This is a genomic window from Pseudofulvibacter geojedonensis, assembly GCF_042675745.1.
GTDB lineage: Bacteria > Bacteroidota > Bacteroidia > Flavobacteriales > Flavobacteriaceae > Pseudofulvibacter > Pseudofulvibacter geojedonensis.
Window position 1 is genome coordinate 147,813 of sequence record NZ_JBHTJM010000002.1, and the last position, 22,492, is coordinate 170,304.

The following is a 22,492-nucleotide window of genomic DNA, read 5'->3' on the forward strand; positions in this document are numbered from 1 at the left end:
TGTTTCTTTATAAATAGAAATGAGTTTAAATATATTAAAATTTAATATCTTTCGGACTTTAATAGAACTAATTGATGTCTAAAGAAATTATAAATATTATTGCTGAAGCTTTTAAGGCTATTCCTGCTGGAAATCATTTGGTAAAACAAGACAGCAAAAGGGACAAACGTTATAAAAAATTAGGAGCTTTTGTATACAATAATGCCGTAAAAAGAAATGGTTTACGACTATCTGGAAATAAACAAGGTGTTGCAATAGCTTATATTATTGATCCCCTTAATAATAAAAAGACTTTTAAGGATTTTATTAATGATTTAAAATTTGTTTTTGGAATATCTGGACTTAAAAATGGTTTGGCTATTGCTAAACGACAAAAATACATTCAAGAGCAAAGACCAAAAGACAAAAAATATATGTACTGGGAGTTTACTGGTGTTAATCCTAACCACCAAGGAAATGATAATGGTGTTTTTGCAATGGGACAGCTAAGGGACCAGGTATATACTGAAGCCCACGAAAAGCAATTAGATATATATACCGAGACATCTATTAAAAAGAATATGATTGTCTACAGACGTTATGGATTTGATATTTACCATGAATGGAAAATGCCAGATGGTTCTACTATGTGGTTTTTACATTATGATACTAAAAGTAAACCAGACTTTAAACCTATTTCACCTAAATAAAAAAAGCGTTTCGGAATCCGAAACGCTTTTTTGTTATTTTTTATTTACTAGCAAAGAGTTTAACATCTTTTTCTGATATCTCTTTCTCCCCTAAAATAATTAATCGTTCAACTACATTTCTCAATTCACGTATATTTCCTGTCCAATCGTATTCTTGGAGCAGTTTTATAGCTTTGGCCGAAAATTTCTTTTCTGCTACACCTTGTTCTTTTGCTATTTTTTTAGCAAAATGTTTTATTAACAAAGGTATATCATCTCTTCTATCGTTTAATGCAGGAACTTTTATTAAAATTACCGCCAAACGATGATATAAATCTTCTCTAAAATTTCCGTCTGCTATTTCCTTTTTTAAGTCTTTATTGGTTGCAGCAACCACTCTAACATTTACCTTGATATCTTTATCACTACCTACTCTCTGAATTCTACTTTCTTGCAATGCACGCAAAACTTTAGCCTGAGCTGATAAGCTCATATCTCCAATTTCATCTAAAAAAATGGTGCCTCCGTTTGCTGCTTCAAATTTACCGGCTCTATCCTTATTAGCAGAAGTAAAAGCCCCCTTTACATGACCAAATAATTCGCTTTCTATTAATTCTGAAGGAATTGCAGCACAGTTTACTTCTATCATTGGTCCTTTAGAACGCTCACTTTTTTGATGCAACCAATGTGCTACTAATTCTTTCCCTGTTCCATTAGGTCCAGTAATCAAAACTCTAGCGTCTGTTTGAGCTACTTTCTCTACCATTTCTTTTATTCTAGAAATAGCTTCACTCTCTCCTATCATTTCATAATTCTTAGATACCTTTTTCTTTAATCGCTTATTCTCTACAACCAATTCTTTTTTATCTAGAGCATTACGAACTGTATTTAATAATCTATTTAAATCTGGTGGTTTAGAAATATAGTCAAAAGCGCCTAAACGCATCGTATTTACAGCTGTATCTAAATCGCCATGACCTGAAATCATAACCATTGCTGTTTCTGGTTTTATCTTTTTAACAGCTTCTAATACTTCAACACCATCCATTTTTGGCATCTTAATATCACATAAAACCAAATCATAATCTGTAGCTTTTATTTTTTCAATTCCCACCAAACCATCTTCAGCTTCTTCTACTTGATAAGAATCGTTTTCTTCTGATAATATTTTTACTAATACGCGCCTTATAGCCGACTCGTCTTCTATTACTAATATTTTTGACATGAAATGTATTTAAATAATTTAATTGACTTGTTAATGTATATGTTTTGATTACAAAAACTTGGCCAAATCTTAATCTTTTCTAAAAATAGAAAAAATATAATGCATTAGTTATTAGTGTTTAGATAAATTTCTCGCTGTGGAAAAGGAATGGTTATATTGTGCTCTCTAAATACTTTATCTATTTCAAATCGAATATCACTTTTAACCATAACAGCTTCAAAGCTATTATTAAGAGTAAATATTAATTTAAACTGTAAGGCGCTATCGCCAAAATCTGTAAATAATACAATAGGTTCCGGGTATTTCAGCACCGATTTATTTCTTAAAGCTACATTTAATAATAAATCTTTAACCAATTCTAAATCTGTGCCATAAGCAACTCCAACCGTAACATTTTCTCGGGTAGTTTCACCGTTTTCTGTCCAATTATATAAACTAGACGTTAGGTATTTATGGTTAGGTATAATTACAACTTTATTATCTAAAGTTACTGCCCTAGTAGTTCTTAGTTTTATATCTGTTACCTTACCAACTTTACCATCTAGCTCTAAAATATCGCCAACATGAACTGTTTGATCTATTAAAATAAATACTCCTGCTATGATATCTTGAAAAAAGGTTCGTAACGCCAAGCCAACACCAACCAATAAAGCTGTTGAAGCAGCAAGTATTGCTGTTACGTTGATACCCATATTATCTAATGTAATAAGGCAAACTACTATATAAACAAAATACTTTACAAATGAAAAAACAGTTCTAAACTTAACTTTATCACTTAAAGGAAGTTTTTTGGTTGCTATTTTATAAACCCATTTTAAAATATAGGTAGTTATTATAAAAACAAAGACTACAAATAATAAGTGCTTAACTTTTATATGTATTTCACCTCCAAATTCAAAGTTATAATTTAATATTTCTAAAAGTTTTTCCATTTAGTATTTTAACCATTTATACAGTTCTTTATAGCTTGGTTTTTTACCGTACATTAAAATTCCTACTCTGTATATTTTAGAGGCAAACCAAACTGTACCTATAAATGTTCCGAAAAGCATTACTACTGATATTAATTGCTGCCATATAGGAACCCCAAACGGTATACGCATTAACATTACTACAGGTGAGGTAAATGGTATATATGAAAAAATTTGTGCTACTGTACCGTGTGGCTCATCTAGAACTGTAAACCCTCCTACGTATACAGCCAACATTAATGGTAAAATTATAGGCATCATAAATTGCTGTGTATCCGTTTCGTTATCAACTGCCGCTCCTATAGCTGCATACAAAGAACTATAAAGCAAGAAACCACCTATAAAGAATAAAATAAACATTATAACTAAATTAGTTAATGGAAGATTAAAAATTTCTGCCATCCATACGCTAACCTTTTCCTGCATATCACCATTCTTCATAATCTCTTTAAAAGCCTCTTGTTGTGGCGTTTCTAATTCTGCCATATTTACCCCAAATACTGAAGCCATTATAACAGAGGCTACTGCCATTACAATAACCCAAATAGCCACTTGGGTAATACCTGCAAGAGATGTTCCCATTATTTTACCTAACATTAATTGTATAGGTTTTACAGATGATATGATAATTTCGATAATACGATTGGTTTTTTCTTCTATAACACTACGCATAATCATATTTCCATAAATAATAATGAACATAAATAAAATATATCCAGCCACTAATCCGAATCCAAGCTTTAACCCTCCTCCTATTTTAGAAGTTTTTTCTCCGCTATAGCTTTCTTGATTAATATTAACTCTAACTTTTGCATCTTTAATCTTATCTATATCAAATCCTTTATTTTTATAATTAAGATCTGTTAACTTTTTAGCTATTTTAGATTCTATATCAGAAATTAAAGTAATAGAAGGGGTATCTTTTGTATAGAAGGTAACGTTCTTAGCTATTCCTTTTAGGCTATCAGACTTTTTAATATATAATAAACCATATATTTCCTTTTCTTTTACATTTTTTAAAGCAGCATCGTAATTGATATCTGTAAGGATGTTATATGTTGTAGTTGACTTATTATCTGAAAAAATTGTTGAGGCATAGCCAGATTCATCTATGACATCTATAACCCTTTCTTTATTCTTATTTAAATTCGTTAAATAGGCTATTAACAAACCAACTCCCACCATTATTAATGGTGTTACAAAAGTCATGATGATAAAAGATTTATTCTTAACCTTGTTTAAGTACTCTCTTTGTATAATTATAGGTAAATGATTCATATTGGTAAGAATGTCTTATTAGTTATTTTGAACAGATTGAATAAAAATATCGCTTGCAGAAGGAATTACTTCAACAAAGTGATTTACTTGTCCATGATTAGTTAAAAAAGATAATAACTCATTAGAACTATTACCGTTCACTTTTATATTCATTTTTAAATCGTTATTAATTGATTTAAATGTTGCAGGAGCAATTTTAAATTTATCTTTCAATAATTGATTTAATTCGGTTTCATTGTTAGCATGAATTCCTACTTCAAAAGTATTAGACTTAAACTGCCTTTTGATATCAATTAAATTTCCATCTAATATTTTATTCGATTTGTTTATTAAAGCTATATCGTCGCACAACTCCTCTACAGATTCCATTCTATGTGTAGAAAAAATAATTGTTGCCCCATCTTCTCTTAACTTTAAAATTTCATCTTTTATTAAATTGGCATTTATTGGGTCAAAGCCACTAAAAGGCTCATCAAAAATTAATAATTTTGGTTCATGTAATACAGTTACAACAAACTGTATTTTTTGCGCCATTCCTTTAGATAATTCTTGAATTTTCTTATTCCACCAATCTCCTATCTCTAACCGTTCAAACCAATGCTTCAATCTTTTTTTAGCCTCGGTTTTAGAAAGCCCCTTTAATTGTGCCAAGTACAATGCCTGCTCTCCTACTTTCATAGATTTATATAAACCTCTCTCTTCTGGTAAATATCCAATATCTTTTATATGATTGGCTTCTAAAGGTTTACCATCTAAAGTTACTAAACCAGTATCTGGCATGGTAATTTGATTGATAATTCTAATAAAAGAGGTTTTTCCAGCTCCGTTTGGACCTAATAATCCAAATATACTCCCTTTAGGAACCGACAAGGATATATTATTAAGTGCTACATAATCACCATAAGTTTTGGTAATATTTTTAGCTTCGAGAAGATTGTTCATGTAGTATTATTTTTACTATTGGTATCTAATTTAAATAGTTTGTTACATATTTTAAACAAAAATAAAACCCACCCTTGTAAAGAACAAGGATGGGAAAAAAAATTGCTATGAAATAATCACAAATTATTTATTTGCGATATTGATCAAATATACAACAATTCTTAAATAAATGTTAAAATAATGTATTCAATTAACACCTTAATTGTTTTTTATAACTCCATAAAAAAAGTCTTCTACTAAGTAGAAGACTTTTTAGGGTGGAAGATGGGATTCGAACCCACGACCCTCGGTACCACAAACCGATGCTCTAACCAACTGAGCTACAACCACCATGTAATTGCGGTTGCAAATTTAGAAAATAATATCACTTAAAAAAAAGAAAAAAACATTTTTTTTCAAGTATTTTTACTTTGCTACTCTAACTATTTCAAATACAGTTAGCTATTATTTTAAATCTAATATAGAATTTACTCCTATATACCTTTCAACAGTAAAACCTTCTGCTGCATCTACCCCTATAAGCCTTCCTAAATCATTAGCTCTATACCTTACACTATTGATAAAGTTCTTACTAGTTATAGGTGTTTCTACTTCTTTACTATTAGGGTTGTAGAATTGAGAATCATATGCCATTACCGATTCAATCTTTTTATCAACATAACCACTAATATCTACTACAAAATCTGGTTCTATATTTTTCCACTGTATGTAATGATACACTTGTTTTGGCCTCCATTTTTCTTGTTTAACACCATTTAACTCTGTTTCTATTTTAATTAATCCTGATAAAAAACAAGCATCTGACACTAATTTACTTCCCTTAGGATGATCTATATGCCTATCATCTATAGCATTGCATATTACTACATCTGGCTTATATTTTCTTATCATTTTTATAACTTCTAGCTGGTGTTCTTTATTATTCATAAAAAAACCATCAGCGAAAGCTAAGTTTTCTCTAACTGAAACCCCTAAAATTTCTTTTGCTTTTGCCGCCTCTTCATCTCTTTTCTTTGCAGATCCTCTAGAGCCTAACTCTCCTCTAGTTAAATCTATTATACCTACTTTACGACCTAAAGCTACTTCCTTAGCAATAGTACCTCCACATCCTAATTCTACATCATCTGGATGAGCACCAAAAGCTAGTATGTCTATTTTCATATTATTAATTAATTTATGAGCTAATATAATTAAAAAGAAAAGACCAGCTCCCCAGCTGGTCTTTATCAACCCAAAATTAATAAGCACCCGAGTAATTTAGTACTTATTGTTTTTTAATTTTTATATTTATTAATATAAGAAAAGGACCAACTCCCCAGTTGATCCTTTATCAACCCAAAATTAACAAGTACCCAAAATAATTTAGTACTAATTAAAGTTTTAATACCTTTTTTTAGTTATTCCGTAATAACGTTGTATTTCTCTTCTCTTTCTTTTTTTATAATACTTAATTAACAAACCTAGCATTATAACCGATATAACTCCTATTGTAAAAGCACTCATAATTACTTAATAATTATTTTCTTGGTTACTGATACTTTATCGTTATAACTAAACTGAACCAAATAAGAACCTGATGATACTTGTGTTGGTAACAACAACTCGGTAACCCCTTGGTATTGCTTATTACTTTTTAATACTTCTTGACCCAGTATATTATATACCTTAATATTTGAAGCATTAAATGGTTTAGAATTATTAATACTTATTGCTCCTAATTGTGCATTGTAATACACTACCATATCTTCTGGAGTAAATTCTTCATCATCAATATTTAATATCTCTGATGTTCTAAACACTACAGAAAAACGATTGTTATACACTCCGGTATCTAAAGTAAACTCGGCAGCTATATTTTGTTCTAACCTTGTTTCTGTTTGTAGTTCTGAATCTTTAAAATATACATCTATATTTTCATCTAAATCAGCTAAACTAGATACATTAAACTTACATAACCCTGATGTTCCCACATTAATACTTAGTGGTAACTCTAATCCCTCATGAATTAAACCTATTCCTTGTATTACATATGGCTCTTCTGTTATTTTCCAGCCACAATCGGTATGTTGCTCATTAAATCGTTTGGCATCATAACCATAATCTATCTCTTGTGTTAAACCTTCTTTTACTCCTAATAACAATTGCCTTACTGTTCCTTCTGGAGTCGTAAAATGAAAATAAACTCTGTCTATTGACTCTTCTGATGTTGATGAAGTTGATACTTCTTCTGATGCTCTTACAAAGGTTGAGTTTCCTCCTGATTCTTTTTCGAATGCTCGCTGACCATTGTTAAACTCTACCGTTCCTCCATCTGAATCACCATAGACCATAAAACCTTGACCTACTGGAATGTATCGCTTAGGAACTATCGTTCCTGAACCATTACTTGACACCATAGGATCTGATACTGCCATAACATGACCTGTTAAATTTAATGATGAGTATCCTCCCTCATAAGCATCTAAATTATGTGAGTTACCTCCCCAATGTTCCCAAAAATACAAGGCCCCTGTGGTAGACGGATTTCCTCCTATATTATCATTTATAAACGCATGGGCATCTAAAGCACTCGCATATGGATTTCCTAATAAAGACATATTATTCCCTCCTATACTGTGTTGAATAACTCCGTTATTAGGTTTTCCTACAAATGTATAGTTTTGTGTTGCTGTTGCAGCTCCTGATCCTTTTAAAGTAAATCCTTGCCCTACACTAAATGTTCCTGTAGACTGTGGGTGTGTCCAGTTAGCATAAGCGTCAGGACTGTTATCGAATTTAAAAATCCAAAATTCAGCTAAACTTATTGGGTTGCCTGTAGCTCCATCATAACCAGCTATCCAATTAATAGCCTGAGGGCTAGAAGGTGTTGTTCCATCTCTCAATATATCAGATACTGTGTAAGAAGTATTATTAGCCGTTGTATTTATAGGGTTTACAGGTGAAGACCAATAATTATAATGATACAAATTACTCTTTCCGTCTTGATCTCTCTCTATGTATCCTGAGCTTGATATAGCTAAATCTGAGTTTGATGTCTGAATTAACTGACTCTCGCCTACTAAATCTATTTCACCATCTAACTCTAGGTAACTAGTATTTTGTAATAACTGATCGTTCTGAACCTCTAACTCTGAACCCAAATCTACCAAAAGCCCCAAATGAGTATGGCTAGCTGTAGTAGTAACTTTAGAATTGTTGGTTACCTGTACTATTGCCCAATCTTTGTTTGGTAAACTTGTTATATCCCAAACAGAACCATTTTGCCAAGTTCCTACTGTTGACCAATCACCTGATGCATTAGCTACATATGGAAGTGGTGCGGTTTGCACCATAACAGAAGTTATATTATTTAAAAATCCGTTTTTAGCTGCACCAGAATTGTCTATTAACGTGATATCATAGATAAGATCCATATCATAATATAAAACTAAATCACTCCAATTAATTGAGCCATTATCTATATCTTTAGGTATAGTGCTACCGTGAACTTTTCCTCCTACATTTTCTACTTCCTGGTAAATTTGTTCTCTTATTTGGTTATCTATTAGTGCCTTATTGTATACTTTTACCTCATCTATAGCTCCACTAAAATAGTTATTAGTTCCTGCAGAACTCCTACCTACAGCAAAATCGCTTGTATCATCTTTTAAGTTTAAGTTAGCGCCTAAACCGGTTCCTTGCCAAACTTGGCTTCCATTTAAAAACAACGTTACATTTCCTGTTGTTCCATCAAATTTTGTAGTAGCATGATACCATAAATCACGTTGTAAAACAGGTGCACTTCCGTTAGGAGTTTCAATTGTAGTTACTGGAGCACACCCACTGCAGGTTGCCGTATATGTCCAAGTATTATTTGTTTTATTAGTTCCTATTGGAGAGTTATGTATTTGTGTACCATCTTCTACAGTTAGTGTAAACGCCTCTTGCTGTGTTTGGTTATTTGTAGCTCCATTTCTATCATATTTTAAGTCAATTGTATCTCCAGGGTTAGCTTCAAAAGTAACTGATGTGTTAGGTTGGCCTACTTCGGTAGTTAACCAATCAGTGGGGAAACCTCCAATAGGAAACTGCATCCAAGCACCACCATTAATTCTTACTTGCAGATATCCTATCCACCCATCGGCTGGTGAGCTATCTTCCATATTTAAGGTATAAGTATAAGTTGGTGAGCCTGTTCTTACCCTAGTTTTTAATCTTCTAGAACCATCTACATATAATTTAAAATTATCTTGACCACAAACATCACCAGTAGCAGAAAACCCATTACTTAATTTTATCCAAGCAGACATAGTGCTTCCTGTAAATCCTCCAAAAAATGGAGATGAATTTACATAATCATCTACCCCATCAAAATCAATATCAGACTTAGGAGGTAGATCAAATATTTGGATTGGTGCTATAAAAATACCCGAGTCATAAACAGCGTCATTAGTATCTGCTATTGCCATTTTCATATGATAAGTAATACCCGGTCGTAAAATAGTATAAGCCCTTAATAATTTGGTAAAACCATTATACATCATATGATGAGGACCATTAGTAGCTGTATCTAAAAAATCATCTGAAGTATCTGCAGGAGTTCCATTATCATCCATTACATAATTTACATTAAAAGAACTTGTATTGGTTAACACACAAGGATTTAATGCTGCGTCTCCACTAGCTCCTACGGTTCCATTATTTACATAATTTACCGCTACATTATTTCCTCCTACAGATGCAATGTTTGTGGTTCCTGTTAAATCTCCTCCAGAAATAAAAAAACCAAAAATGTCATTTTTATCTGAACAAACATAATCTGGATACTCCTCTGAAGCAAATTGATAATCTAGTGCAAATATCTTAGGTTCTGTACCGGCTATTGTAAAGTCATATTCATAAATAACAACATCATAGTTGGCTTTAGTATCTATTGCTATTAAATCTACATCGTTGTATTGAGTACTACTTTGTTCATCATCATCACCTTGTACAGAACTCTGACTATTAATAGACCTATTAACTCTTCCGGTTGTTAATATTATACCACTATCTATATCTAAACCTGCACCTGCTATACCATTAGAAAACAGACCTCTCTGCCTATTTCCTCCGTTAGTTATAACAGGACTTGTAATTGTAAAACCACCGTTAACTGATAATTGAGTAGCTAATTGGGCGGCAGATGAACCTTGGGTTGGTGTTGCCTGGGCATTTATATCTGAAAAAGTAAACAAGACAGATAAAAACAATATCACCCCAATAATATTTGTTTTCATAATTTATAATTTTGGATTAATGTTACATATAACACACCTGTGTTAAATTGATATCGCAAAATTATACCAGAGACCTAGTTCTTAAGGCTAAATAAACTCACAAGCTTCTCATATTACTTTAGTTTTAACTCATTTTTTTCTAATATAGCAAACTTTGAATACTGAATTTCAAAACATTAACCCTTATCATGCATATATGAAGAAGTTTGTTCTTTATTTATTATTACTAATGTCTTTTTCTATCTTTTCACAAAATAGCAATCAATACCGAGAAGATGATTTAAAAAGAATTGATAGTTTAAAAACCTTACTTGAAAATAAAAATTTAACGACCAGAGAGCGTGTTCAATTTTTAGAAGATTTAACCTATACTTATTTCCTAAATAACGAAACTCAACTTGCGGATAAATACATTAACAAAATTGAACAAATTGCTATAGAAGAAAAGGATACTATTTCTTTAGCAATTAGCTATAAAGGAAAAGCTTTTATCTCCTATAGAAAAGGGGAAGACAAAGACAAAATTCCTAATCTAAAAAAAGCTATTTCACTCTTCTCAAACTACAAAGGTAATTTTCCTAATAAAAACCAGCAGTTATACTCTTGTTACACTTTTTTAAGTGAGCTACATATTGAAGTAAATAATTATGGTGATGCTAGTAAGGCCGTTTTAAAAGCTAAGGAATTTATCTCCAATAAAGATGATATCAATTCTAATTATGCCAAAATCGATGTACTAAACATTCAAGGTTACATTAATAGCGAAATTGAAAATAATGCGGAGGCTTTAAAAAACCTCAAAGACGCTCTAGTTTTAGAAACTAAAATAAATGATGATTTTGGAAAAGCTAATACTTATAATGCTATAGGTATTATTTACAGTAAACAAAAAAACGAAACCAAAGCTTTAGAATATTATCAACTTGCCTTAGACATACATTTAAAACTAAAAAATAAAGATGCTATTGGTACATGTTATAACAATATTGCCATCTCATATTATGAATTAGGTGAGTACAAAAAAGCAAGAAATTTATTGTTTAAATCCATTGAAATTGCATTAGACATTAACCACAAGACTCTATTAGCCGACAGTTACTTATATATGGGGAAATCTTATATTGCTGAAAACAAAATAGACTTAGGTTTATTAAACATTACTAAGTCTATAAATTATTCTCACGAAATAAAATCTCCTACCCTTATAGTTGAAAATTTATTAGTAAAAGTAGATGTTGCTAATAAACACAATAACACGGCAAAAGCAATAGCGTTATTAAATGAAGCATTACCATATATAAATAAAACAGAAACCATAGACCTTAAAAAAAGGGTCTACGAAAGTCTAACTAAAACTTACGCTAAAACCAATGTTGAAAAATCTAATTTTTATAACCAGAAATATAAAGAAGTTAAAGATAGTATTGAATTTACTCAACAAAAACACAAAACTGATGTTCTAAAAGCAGAATTTGACAACCTAAAAATAAAAGCTGATTTAAAAAATAGAGATCATGCACTATTACTAGCAAAAGAAAGAGAAAATGCAGCAAAAACTAAGTTTAGATTGCTTACAGCTATGGCTTCACTATTTATTATTGCTTTAGTTATAATTACTCTTAGACAAGTTAAATTGAATAAAACTAGAAAGAAAATGTGGCTAGCACAAAAAGAAGTTCTAGCCTTGAAACAAGAAAAATTGGACAATGAAATTAGTTTTAAAAACCAACAGATTACAGATTTTGCCATTCATATTTCTGAAAAAAATGAGCTTTTAGAAAAAATTAAACAAAAAATTAAAAATGTAAATATTCCTAACCAAACAAGCTCAAGGCAGATTAGTGATTTAATTTTATTTATAAACGATGACATTAATCAAAATAAAGAGAAAGCACAGCTATATTCTGAAATAGATGAAACAACCGAATCGTTTAATCACAAAATAGACAGCCTTTATAATAATTTAACTGAAAAAGAAAGAAAAATTGCCACTTTAGTAAGACTTAATCATACTTCTAAACAAATAGCCTTGCAACTTAATATCACTCCTGCTAGTGTAGACAATTACAGGTCTAACTTAAGAAAGAAAATGAATATACCTAAAGAAATTTCACTCGCTAAATTCATTAAAAACATTTAATTAATTTAGTATTTTAAAATATCAATCATCCCTTTATTATCAATTACTCACTATGAGATTATTCTATATATTTTTATTATCCTTTTATATTGGTAATACTCAAACGCCTTTCTATCAAAAAAAAGTAGACAGCATTGAGACTATTATTAAAAATAACTCTGACAATTACTCTACTCTAGTTAAAGAGATAAATGCTTTATTAAAATTACACCAAAACAATAATAACTTTGACAATCAATTAGAATTAATAAATACTTTAGAACAATTAGCTCTAAAAAAAAATGACTCTCTAGAACTTGCAAATATTTATCACTTAAAAGGACAGAATTTAATTTATAAAGCTGGCTTAAAAGATGTAAAAGTTCTTTTTGAAAAAAGTATTAGCATATACAAAAAACACAACCAAAACAATAGGTACTATAAAAAGATTTTTTACAACTACCTTAACATTTCTGATTTATATATAAACTCTAATCAATACGGTAAGTCACTAAAATACTTATACAAAGCAAAAGAATATATTATAGAAAGTAACAAGAAAGATGATAAATTATTAAAAAACTATTATCTAAATAACCTTGCCTATATTTATACAAAAACAGAAAACTACGTTAAAGCAATAACTGTACTAAAAGAAGCTTTGAGCTTAGAACAAGAAATAAACGACGAATACAGTAGAGCTGATATATATAATTCTTTTGCTACTATATATGCAAAACAAAATGAAAATAGAAAAGCTTTAGAATATTTTGATCTTGCAGAAGAGATCTATAAAAAAATTAACAGCAATAGAGGTCTAGTTACTATTATAAACAACCGAGGTATTTCTTATTTCGATTTAAAAGAATATGAAATAGCAGAAAAAGAATTTTATCGTGCTATACAATTAGCTAAACAAACAGATTTTCATGCTGTATTTTCTGAAAGTTACCACTATTTAGGTAAAATTTATGCTAATAAAGGTGAGTATACAACCGCGCTAGATTTTTTTAATAAATCAATTGAAGTTTCAAAAAAAATCGAATACAATGATTTTGTTATCAATTCAATGTATGAAAAAGCTCTAATTTTTAAACAAACTAATAAACATAAAAAAGCAATCGACCATCTTAAGAATTGTTTACAATATAACTCAGAGTCAAATAATTTTGTTCCACTAAAAAAAGTATATAAAGAACTCTTTTTATCATTAAAAAATATTGATTATGAAGAATCTATTAGTTATTTCAATAAGTATACTGAGCTTTCAGATAGTATTAACCAAATAACAAAAATCAATCAAACAGAAATACTAAAAGCTGAATTTAACTATTTAAAATACAAGTCAGATATAAAAAAGAAAAATCAAGAACTACTTGTTAGCAAAGAAAAAGAAGCTGCCGCAAAAAGTAAAATTATATTTTTAATAACATTAGGTATTGTTCTTTTATTATTCTTTGTTGTTGTTATTATTAGACAAAAGAAACTGAATAATTCGAGAAAAGAAACTTGGGCTGCTAAAGAAGAAATACTAGCACTTAAACAAGAAAAATACGACAATGAAATCAGTTTTAAAAATCAACAAATCACCGATTTTGCAATTCATATTTCAGAAAAAAACGAGCTCTTAGAAAAAATTAAATCTAAAATAAAACAGTTATCTACCTCTAAAAGGCAGTCTGAATCTCTGATAACAGATTTATTAGTTTTTATTAATGATGATATAAACCAGAATAAAGAAAAAGCTCAATTCTATTCAGAAATAGATAATACTACTGATGCTTTCGAACATAAATTAGCTATACTTTATCCAGATTTAACAGATAAAGACCAAAAAATTGCTCGTTTAGTACGTTTAAAACAGACTTCAAAGCAAATAGCACTTCAACTTAATATTACACCAGCTAGCGTAGATAATTACAGATCTAATTTAAGGAAGAAAATGAATATCCCTAAAGGAACTACCTTATCTAAATTTATTAAAAATATTTAATTATTTAATGATAAGTTTTTCGCTTATTTCAGTTGAATTGTCTTTTAAAAATTTAATTAAATAAACGCCAGCTTCAACGTTTATGGGTAGTAATATTTTATTTACCTCTTCATATTTATTCGCAAAACGCTGCACTTCTTGTCCGAGTATATTATATAATATTATATTTTCTGCTGTAAAAACTTGATCATTTTCAATAACAATTTCCTGACTATTAAAGGAGTAGTAAATTGACATGTTTAACGCCAATTCGATACTATCTTTTATATCATTCTTAAACTTTAAAAAATATCTATCGTCATAAACACCTTCTGAAACAAAAAACTGATGCTGTTCTCCTAGCTGAAGTAAATTAGTTGTATTACTATATTTATCTACAAAGTAAACGGTTAATTTATCTAATGCTATATTTCTATTAGATAAAGAAACTTTAAACTCCCCATCTGTAATAGCTTTAATATATAGAGGCAATTCTAAATCTATATCTATTTCTCCTATACTTTGTATAACATATTTTTCATTATTTAAAAACCAAGCACAATCTGTTTTGTTATCATCAATTAACTTGGCATCATAACCATAATCTACACCTAAGCTTAAACCTTCTTTTAAAGCTAATAATAGTTGACGTTTTGGCCCTTGTGGAGTAGTAATGTTAAAATACATTCTTTTAATATCATCAGAAGTTCTAAGTACAATATCTTCTGCTAATCTAGGAGTACTATTGTTAGAGGTATTTCTGGATATAAAAACAGAATTACCATCCATTTCACGTTCAAAAGCCCTTTGTCCATTGTTAAATTCTATATTTCCACCGTCTGTACTACCTTGAACAATAAAACCTTGTCCAACAGGTATATATCTTAATGGCAATATAGTTCCAGAGCCAATACTAGAAACTCCTGGATCTGGTATAGCATAGGTAGCTCCTGCTAAATTATATGTAGCATAACCACCTTGATAATCTAAAACATTATGGCTTCCACCTCCCCAATGTTCCCAAAAATACAGCGCTCCTGTTGTTGCCCCGCTGCTTTCAAAATCACCATTAGTTTGAATTACCGCCGAATTATCTATTATAAATTGATTAGCATCTAAAGCACTTGGGTAGGGGTTGCCCACTAGATACAAGTTATCTGCATCTAAAGGAAGTTTTATGGTTCCGTTATTTGGCTTGCCTACAAACGCATAATTCTGACTCAAAGCAGATGTTCCGGTTCCTTTTTGCGTATATCCCTCACCTACTTTAATGGCTCCATTTGCCCCTACTGCAGACCAATTAACATAATCATCAGGTTGATTAACATATTTAAACATCCAGAAGTCTGCCAAACTTATTGGTGTTGTTGCAGCTCCATTATAACCGTCTACAAAATTTATTGGTAATAAATTATCAACATCTGTAGCATCAAACAAAACACTGCTAACTGTATAATTACTATTATTGATTGTACTATTTTGTGGGCTAACTGGTGAAGACCAATAATTGTATGAATAAACATCTGCCTTACCGCTTTGCTCTCTTTCAATCTTACCAGCGCTAACAACATCTAAAATACTGCTTGTAGTCTGAACTAATTGAGATTCTCCTACTAGATCTATTAAACCATCTAATTTTAAGTATTTAGTATTATTTAATAATTGATTGTTTTGTATTTCTAGTTCTGTATCTGAATCTAATAACAATCCCAATAACGAATGGCTATTTGTAGTAACTACTTTGGTATTGCTTTTTATATGAACAATAATCCAATCTTCATTAGGTAAATTTGTAATATCCCATTTATCTCCATATTGCCAAGTTGATACATCTGTCCAATTACCAGAATTATTAGCTACATACGGAAGAGGTGCAGACTGCTCTTGAGAGGTAGTCATATTATTAGTCATTCCTATCCTTCCTATACTCGAATTATCTGGAGTAGTTCCATCTGGAGCAACTAGATCCATTTTATAATATAATTGCAAATTATTCCAATTAAGTGTTCCGTTTGCTATATCTTTTGGTATTATTGTTCCTCTAACCACTCCTCCATTATCCACAATTTCTTGGTAAATTTGCTCTTGTACTTGAATAGCTGTTAACGCCTTATTATAAACTCTCGTTTCATAAATAGCTCCTTCAAAGTAATTATTACTATTGTATGTATTTCTTCCAATTTCAAAATCATAATTGGCATTCCAATTATTACCATTATGTAATGAATTACCCGTTAAGCCTACCATTTGCAATACCTCTACACCATTTAAACAAAGAGACATTAATCCTGTATTTCCATTATAAATTAAAGCTACATGATACCAAAGATTCTTAGTTAATATAGGAGACAAAGCGTTTGGCGTTGTAACACTACTTACAGCACCGCTATCTGTTCTAACAAATCCTTTTAACCTCAATGTTGAATCTAAATACAGTCTAAAATTACGCTGCCCCATTATTTCTCCTCCATCAAAATCGTCATCTAGTTTTATCCATGTCATCATAGTAGCTTCATTCATTCCCCCTAAAAACGCTGCCGTATTTATATAATCATCTACACCATCAAAATCTATATTTGAAGTACAGTTAATAACATTAACACAATATTGTTGAGAATACATACAACCAGCATTATCTGTAACTTCATAAGTATAACATTGGTTACCCAATACTGTTGGGTTAATAGTTAGGTTTCCCCCTGAACTACTTACAATGGTTGAGTCTGGCTGCCATGTTTCTGAAACAATTGTTTGTGTGTATGAGGATGAAACTCCTTGAGATGGATCTGTTTCACTAGCAAAATTGATATCCCAACTAAAAATATACCCATTATCAGACAATAAATTATCCTTTACTCTAATACACCATTGTCCGTTTAATGGAGCTCCTATTAATGAATTAAACGACTCATCAGGCAAGTATGTTCCAGCTGCTAACGATTGCCCTCCATTTACTTCTGGAGCATGATCTAAAGTAACACTCCCATTCATTGCAAAACAATAATCGTAACCAATACCTGGTCCTAATGCAACATCTGTAGCCGTAACAATATGATCTAAGGCTTCTCCTAAATGAATTGAATTATTATCTGTTAGAGCGTAGTCTACCAAAACAGCCGATTGACCATTTGGTGCTTCAATAATAATGTCTAAATCACCAAAATATGAGTGTTCCATATTTAAGCATATTTCTACAATATCGTCTATACTAGTAACTGTTTCGTTTGCCCCATAACAAGAAACATCTATACAAGTGGTATATTCTGCCCCATTACCATCTGGTAAAAAAGTTGTACCTACTACTGGAGGAGAACAATTCGATTCATATGTTTGACCACTAGCAGCAACTGAAATTGTATTATCTACTCCAGCACAAACTGTAGAAGCTGCTAAAGTAGAAAAGTTTGGTTCTCCATAAACATGCGCTATTAAATTAATATAATTAGTATTCGTACATGCTTCTGGCGAACTATCAGTAATATTTAAATTAATTAAATATATGCCTGCAGATGCATAAGAATAAGTAGCTGAAGTACCAGGCATTAAAGCAGATCCGTCTCCAAAATTCCATTCGTAAGTTGCTCCTACTCCTGAGTCAGAAAAAACTCCACTACCAGTTACCGTAAAGGAATCTCCTTCACACAACTCAATAATATTGTCTGTATTAACTGGTACCGAAACCGAATCTAATACCGATGTTATATTTTGACAAGGTGTTATACAAGATATTTCTGCTTCCCAACCGGTTCTTCTGGTAGAACCATCAGACACAAAAGTAATGGTTAAACAACCTGTTAAGTTATTAGCCGTAATAATACCTGGGTTTACTGTGTAAGTTCCAATTTCAATTTCAGAAGCAGAATCTCCATTATAAATTACCATAAAATCTGCTGTTTCTCCTTCTACATCTAATTTTGAAAAATCTAATTGTATAGCATCTCCAGGAGTAGAAGGGCAAAAGGTTATTGTATAATTTTCATTACTAGCATACAAGCCCCATTCACCTCCAGAATCATAAAAAGTTCCTGAACAGGTAGAAAAACTACCATTTTGCATTTCATAAGTTTGAGCAAAAGCGCCACTTACTAGCAAAAGAAATAATAAGAAGAAACGTTTTTTCATAGCATAAAACATATTAATGGTTGCTATTTTGGGACGAAAAAACTATATATAAAAAATCTATACCTATACAGGAAGAATAATAATGACGAAATTAGTATTATCTATACGGTACATTTTTTTTGTATTGGGGAAAAAATCTAATTGATATTTTAAAGGGTTAAATTCTAAAGCGTTAAAATCTGTGTCATGCTGCAGATAACTATTATACTTATCATTTATTTTTACTTTAGACAATTTAGGTATTTTTTCGTTTGCAACAGGTACTTTTTCTAGTATAAAATACCTGTTAAAAAATGATTGAATAGCTGAATACCTAACTGGATTTTGATAAACCAATTCGTTTGCTTGATTTAAAAACACCTCGTTAATATATTTCTTAATTTGTCTTGGGCTGTTATTTAACTTTTCAGCCTTTACTTGAAGGGTTTTAATTGTAAAGTTTTCTGCATTTTCTTGACCATAACTTAACAGCCCACCTAATATTAATAGAAAACTTAAAACAACTATTTTAATTTTACTTATCCCCATTTGTAAATCAATTGCATCTCTAACAAAGATACAAAATATTGATTTACAAATAGATAGCTATTTTTTATAATATTTTAAGTAACCTCTATATGCTATACCGCTAAATAATATGATGCAAGTAAAAATTATAAAAACAAAAGTTGGTGTAAATGGTTTATCTCCACTGGCATAAGAATGTAATCCTACTAAATAAAAATTAACACCAAAATAGGTCATTAATATAGAAGCAAAAGCCAAAACTGAGGCAAAACAGAATAACCACTTGCTACGCAAACCTGGTACCAAACGCATATGCAAAACAAACGCATAAACCATGATGCTAATTAATGCCCAAGTTTCTTTAGGGTCCCAACCCCAATAACGCCCCCATGACTCATTGGCCCACATACCTCCTAAAAAGTTTCCTATGGTAAGCATTACTAAACCTATAGTTAAAGATTGCTCTATAATTATCATTAGCTCTTGAATGTTTAAATCCATTCGCTTTTTATTCTCTTCTGTTGTCAATATCATTAACAATAAAGCAACTAATCCTAAAATAAAACCTAGAGCAAACGGCCCATAACTACCAACAATAATAGAAACATGAATCATTAACCAATAACTATCTAGTACTGGTTGTAAATTTGCTATAGCAGGGTCTATATATTGCCAGTGAGCAATCATTAAAAACATTGAAGTAATAAAAGCAGTTGAAGCAATTGTTAAGCTTGATGATTTTTTTCCATCATAGGCTAAATGTTGACTTTTGGAAAACAAAGAAAAAAGTATTGTAAATTCATTTCTAATGATTACCCCATTGTAAGACAACATAAGCCCAAATAACATAGTTGCAAAAGCTATATAAATCATCGATTCATACGCATCACTCCATGGTGCATGACCAGATATATACCAGCGAATAATTAAGCCAAATAAATGAAGTATAAATAAAATAATAATTATAGCTTTAAAACTACCTATGAAGTAAGATATCCATTTTTTTGTCGGATAAAATAGTTGAAGAATTATTAAGAACAACATTAATACACCAGCGTACATGTACCAACTAAATAAACGTTGAAAAACATCATATTTATTATATAATATTTCTGCTTTCACTTTGTCTTCAGATGGCATTACCTCTGCACTATATCCTTGCTGTACCTTCTTTAACCCCTCTAAAATTTTAGTAGCATTTTGATAATCCTTACGAATCATAAAATCATAATACCCAACCGGAAACAAGTTCTTAATCACATTAGAGTCAGGTCCATAATCTATATGACTAATTTCTAAAGGAGATACCCATTTATGGTTATCATCTCCTGGTACAGGATAAATACGTAATAAACTACCACTAATAGCTTGACTTAATAGACCTTGATCTTCAAAGGCTCTTACAATATCTTTTTGAAATTGTGTTTTGTTATTAATAGAGTTAGCTTGCTTCACCCACTCTGTTTTAATTTTTGGCTCTCCAGTAGGTGTATAAAAATCTGCTAAAGCTGCATATTTAGTACCTAAAGGAAGTTCTAATACTTTTCTAATACTATCATTTCCTCTTTTTAATTTAATTAACGGTACATCATACCATAACTTTGGATTTTGTATCATTGACAATAATACCTGATTGGCATCTAAATCTTCATAGGTATCATACTTGCTTACTTTTCTAAGTAATTCTGTTGCATAGGTATTTACTGGTTTTATTCTACCTCCAAAATCTTGAATTAATAAACTACCAAATTTTTCTGCTTCTTCTTTAGGGAAAGCCCTAGCTTTAATAATAGAATCTACCTCTGCTTTTGGCTTTTTATGGTGTTCATGAGTCTCGTTTTGAGCAAATCCAGCTAAAGAAATGAATAACAGTAGAATGGTTAAATTGGCCTTCTTTTCTTTAATTGTCTTTAAACGTTTTTTTAAATCTCCAAAACGAGTATTTCTATCAAACAAAATAATAATCATAGAGGCAAATAATAAAAAATACCCCAAATAAGAAATCCAAGTTCCCCACCAGTCATTATTAACAGAAAGTACGGTAATATCTGGATCATTATTTTGTTCTTTTTCTACTGTTGAAAAGTTAATTGATGCTTGAAAAAATCGATACCCTTTATGGTCTAAAACATTGTTCATATAAATTCGGGCATCAAAAGGTTTATCATCCTCTATAGTTACTTTACTTTCGTATGATTTAAACCCAACTTTGGTCATACTAGGGTTGGTACCCGGATAACGCTCAGCAATTAAATCGTTCAGCTTAATTGAAAACGGTAACGGAATTTCTTTTGAACCATATGATAAATAAAAATCTAAACCTCCAACTTTTACAGGAGTAGGATCGTTAGCAATGCCCTTACTTCCCATTAAAGTTACTTCTTTAGATTCTCCTTTAGAAGTTACCTTAACTGTTAAAGCATCTGGTAAATTAGGTTTTTTAGACTTTACAATTTTATAATTCCCTTTTATAGATGACTCTGGAATAACGAACTGTAACTCTCCTATTTCATATAGAGATAATAACTTTAACGGTTGAATACTATCTGCTCTTACTGCTGATTTAGACTGGTCAGCCATTCGCATTACAGTTCCTTCAAATGGTGTTTCTATAGTAGCATAACTTTTCCCATCATCGGTAATATTAATCGCTCCTTTAGTTGGCTTGTTAAAAGTAAATAATACATTGTGTATGTTTTCTATACTTCCTTCTTTAACATAATGATCGTGTCTAGAACCTCCTCCCGCTTCCACTATTTTGTAATAACGAGCTCCCAATGGGTCTTCTACTAATGTATTTTCTGCATTTTCAATAAAGTCAACATAATCTATTGAAAAATCTTGTTGATTATACTTAGAACTAATACTAAATGAATTTTTAAGTTTCTCAGATAACATTAACTCTTTATCCTTTAATACCAATCTTTGCGCTTGCCCGTCTATTTTATAATCTCCATCAACAAATCCTTTAAAGTAAACTTTATCTGAAAGAATAGAATTACTAACTTCACCTTCTTTTATTGGCATAACACCTTCTTCACCTATATACCTAGTAATTCCTGCACCAATAAGAATAAAAATAAATGATATGTGCATTAATAATACCGACCATTTTTTTTGCTGAATAAGTTTATAACGAAAAATATTTCCTAAAAAGTTTACAACAAACAAAATCATGATTAGCTCAAACCACCAAGTATTATATACTAAAGTTCTTGAATAAGCAGTAGGCGAAGTTTCAGCTCCTTGATCTAGAAAAGTTCCTACAGCCATTGCTACAGCAAACACAAGAAATAAAACTGCCATTAAACGAGTAGAAAACAAGAAATTAGTTAGCTTTTTCAACATGAAAAGAGTTTTAGATAAATCGACGCAAAAATACGGATTTTGGATGGATTTTCAGATCGTGTTTAAGCTTTTTTTAAGAGTT

Annotated in this window: 13 protein-coding genes and 1 tRNA gene; 3 read left to right on the forward strand and 11 right to left on the reverse strand. The window is 30.7% G+C overall.

What is annotated here, in order from left to right:
• Positions 1–74: 74 nt before the first annotated feature.
• Complete coding sequence (locus tag ACFQ1O_RS01430) at positions 75–689, forward strand: hypothetical protein (protein ID WP_377712558.1); 615 nt, start codon at positions 75–77, stop codon at positions 687–689.
• 40 nt (positions 690–729) lie between these two features.
• On the opposite strand, the gene ACFQ1O_RS01435 is transcribed toward ACFQ1O_RS01430, so the two are convergent.
• From ACFQ1O_RS01435 to ACFQ1O_RS01470, 8 genes are all read right to left on the reverse strand, one after another.
• A complete protein-coding gene (locus ACFQ1O_RS01435; RefSeq protein WP_377712560.1) occupies positions 730–1,893 on the reverse strand; it encodes a sigma-54-dependent transcriptional regulator in 1,164 nt (387 codons plus the stop codon).
• Between the two features lie 104 nt (positions 1,894–1,997).
• Positions 1,998–2,825, reverse strand: a complete 828-nt coding sequence (locus ACFQ1O_RS01440) for a mechanosensitive ion channel family protein (protein WP_377712562.1) — start codon at positions 2,823–2,825, stop codon at positions 1,998–2,000.
• Complete coding sequence (locus ACFQ1O_RS01445; protein ID WP_377712564.1) at positions 2,826–4,142, reverse strand: ABC transporter permease; 1,317 nt, start codon at positions 4,140–4,142, stop codon at positions 2,826–2,828. It abuts the gene before it with no gap.
• An 18-nt stretch (positions 4,143–4,160) separates the two neighbouring features.
• A complete protein-coding gene (locus ACFQ1O_RS01450; RefSeq protein ID WP_377712566.1) occupies positions 4,161–5,084 on the reverse strand; it encodes an ABC transporter ATP-binding protein in 924 nt (307 codons plus the stop codon).
• Positions 5,085–5,339: 255 nt separating this feature from the next.
• Positions 5,340–5,415 (reverse strand) — tRNA-His (locus tag ACFQ1O_RS01455).
• 113 nt (positions 5,416–5,528) lie between these two features.
• Positions 5,529–6,245 carry a bacillithiol biosynthesis deacetylase BshB1 gene (gene bshB1 / locus ACFQ1O_RS01460; protein WP_377712568.1) on the reverse strand — a complete coding sequence of 239 codons (717 nt, stop codon included), beginning with the start codon at positions 6,243–6,245 and terminating at the stop codon, positions 5,529–5,531.
• Between the two features lie 219 nt (positions 6,246–6,464).
• Positions 6,465–6,587, reverse strand: coding sequence for a hypothetical protein (locus tag ACFQ1O_RS01465; protein ID WP_377712570.1), 123 nt, complete (start codon positions 6,585–6,587; stop codon positions 6,465–6,467).
• A 2-nt stretch (positions 6,588–6,589) separates the two neighbouring features.
• Positions 6,590–10,342: a choice-of-anchor L domain-containing protein gene (locus ACFQ1O_RS01470; RefSeq protein ID WP_377712572.1), complete on the reverse strand. Its 3,753-nt coding sequence runs from the start codon at positions 10,340–10,342 to the stop codon at positions 6,590–6,592.
• 154 nt (positions 10,343–10,496) lie between these two features.
• On the opposite strand from ACFQ1O_RS01470, the gene ACFQ1O_RS01475 reads away from it, so the two are divergent.
• Both ACFQ1O_RS01475 and ACFQ1O_RS01480 read left to right on the forward strand, forming a co-directional pair.
• The gene (locus ACFQ1O_RS01475) at positions 10,497–12,482 is read left to right on the forward strand and encodes a tetratricopeptide repeat protein (protein ID WP_377712574.1); all 1,986 of its coding nucleotides are present in this window, start codon (positions 10,497–10,499) and stop codon (positions 12,480–12,482) included.
• 52 nt (positions 12,483–12,534) lie between these two features.
• Complete coding sequence (locus tag ACFQ1O_RS01480; protein ID WP_377712576.1) at positions 12,535–14,454, forward strand: tetratricopeptide repeat protein; 1,920 nt, start codon at positions 12,535–12,537, stop codon at positions 14,452–14,454.
• On the opposite strand, the gene ACFQ1O_RS01485 is transcribed toward ACFQ1O_RS01480, so the two are convergent.
• The 3 genes from ACFQ1O_RS01485 to ccsA all read right to left on the reverse strand — a co-directional run bounded on the left by ACFQ1O_RS01485 (position 14,455) and on the right by ccsA (position 22,410).
• On the reverse strand, positions 14,455–18,555 hold the full coding sequence (locus ACFQ1O_RS01485; RefSeq protein WP_377712578.1) for a LamG-like jellyroll fold domain-containing protein: 4,101 nt from the start codon (positions 18,553–18,555) through the stop codon (positions 14,455–14,457).
• 63 nt (positions 18,556–18,618) lie between these two features.
• Positions 18,619–19,083: a hypothetical protein gene (locus tag ACFQ1O_RS01490; protein WP_377712580.1), complete on the reverse strand. Its 465-nt coding sequence runs from the start codon at positions 19,081–19,083 to the stop codon at positions 18,619–18,621.
• A 57-nt stretch (positions 19,084–19,140) separates the two neighbouring features.
• Positions 19,141–22,410: a cytochrome c biogenesis protein CcsA gene (gene ccsA, locus ACFQ1O_RS01495; protein WP_377712582.1), complete on the reverse strand. Its 3,270-nt coding sequence runs from the start codon at positions 22,408–22,410 to the stop codon at positions 19,141–19,143.
• Between the last annotated feature and the right edge of the window lie 82 nt (positions 22,411–22,492).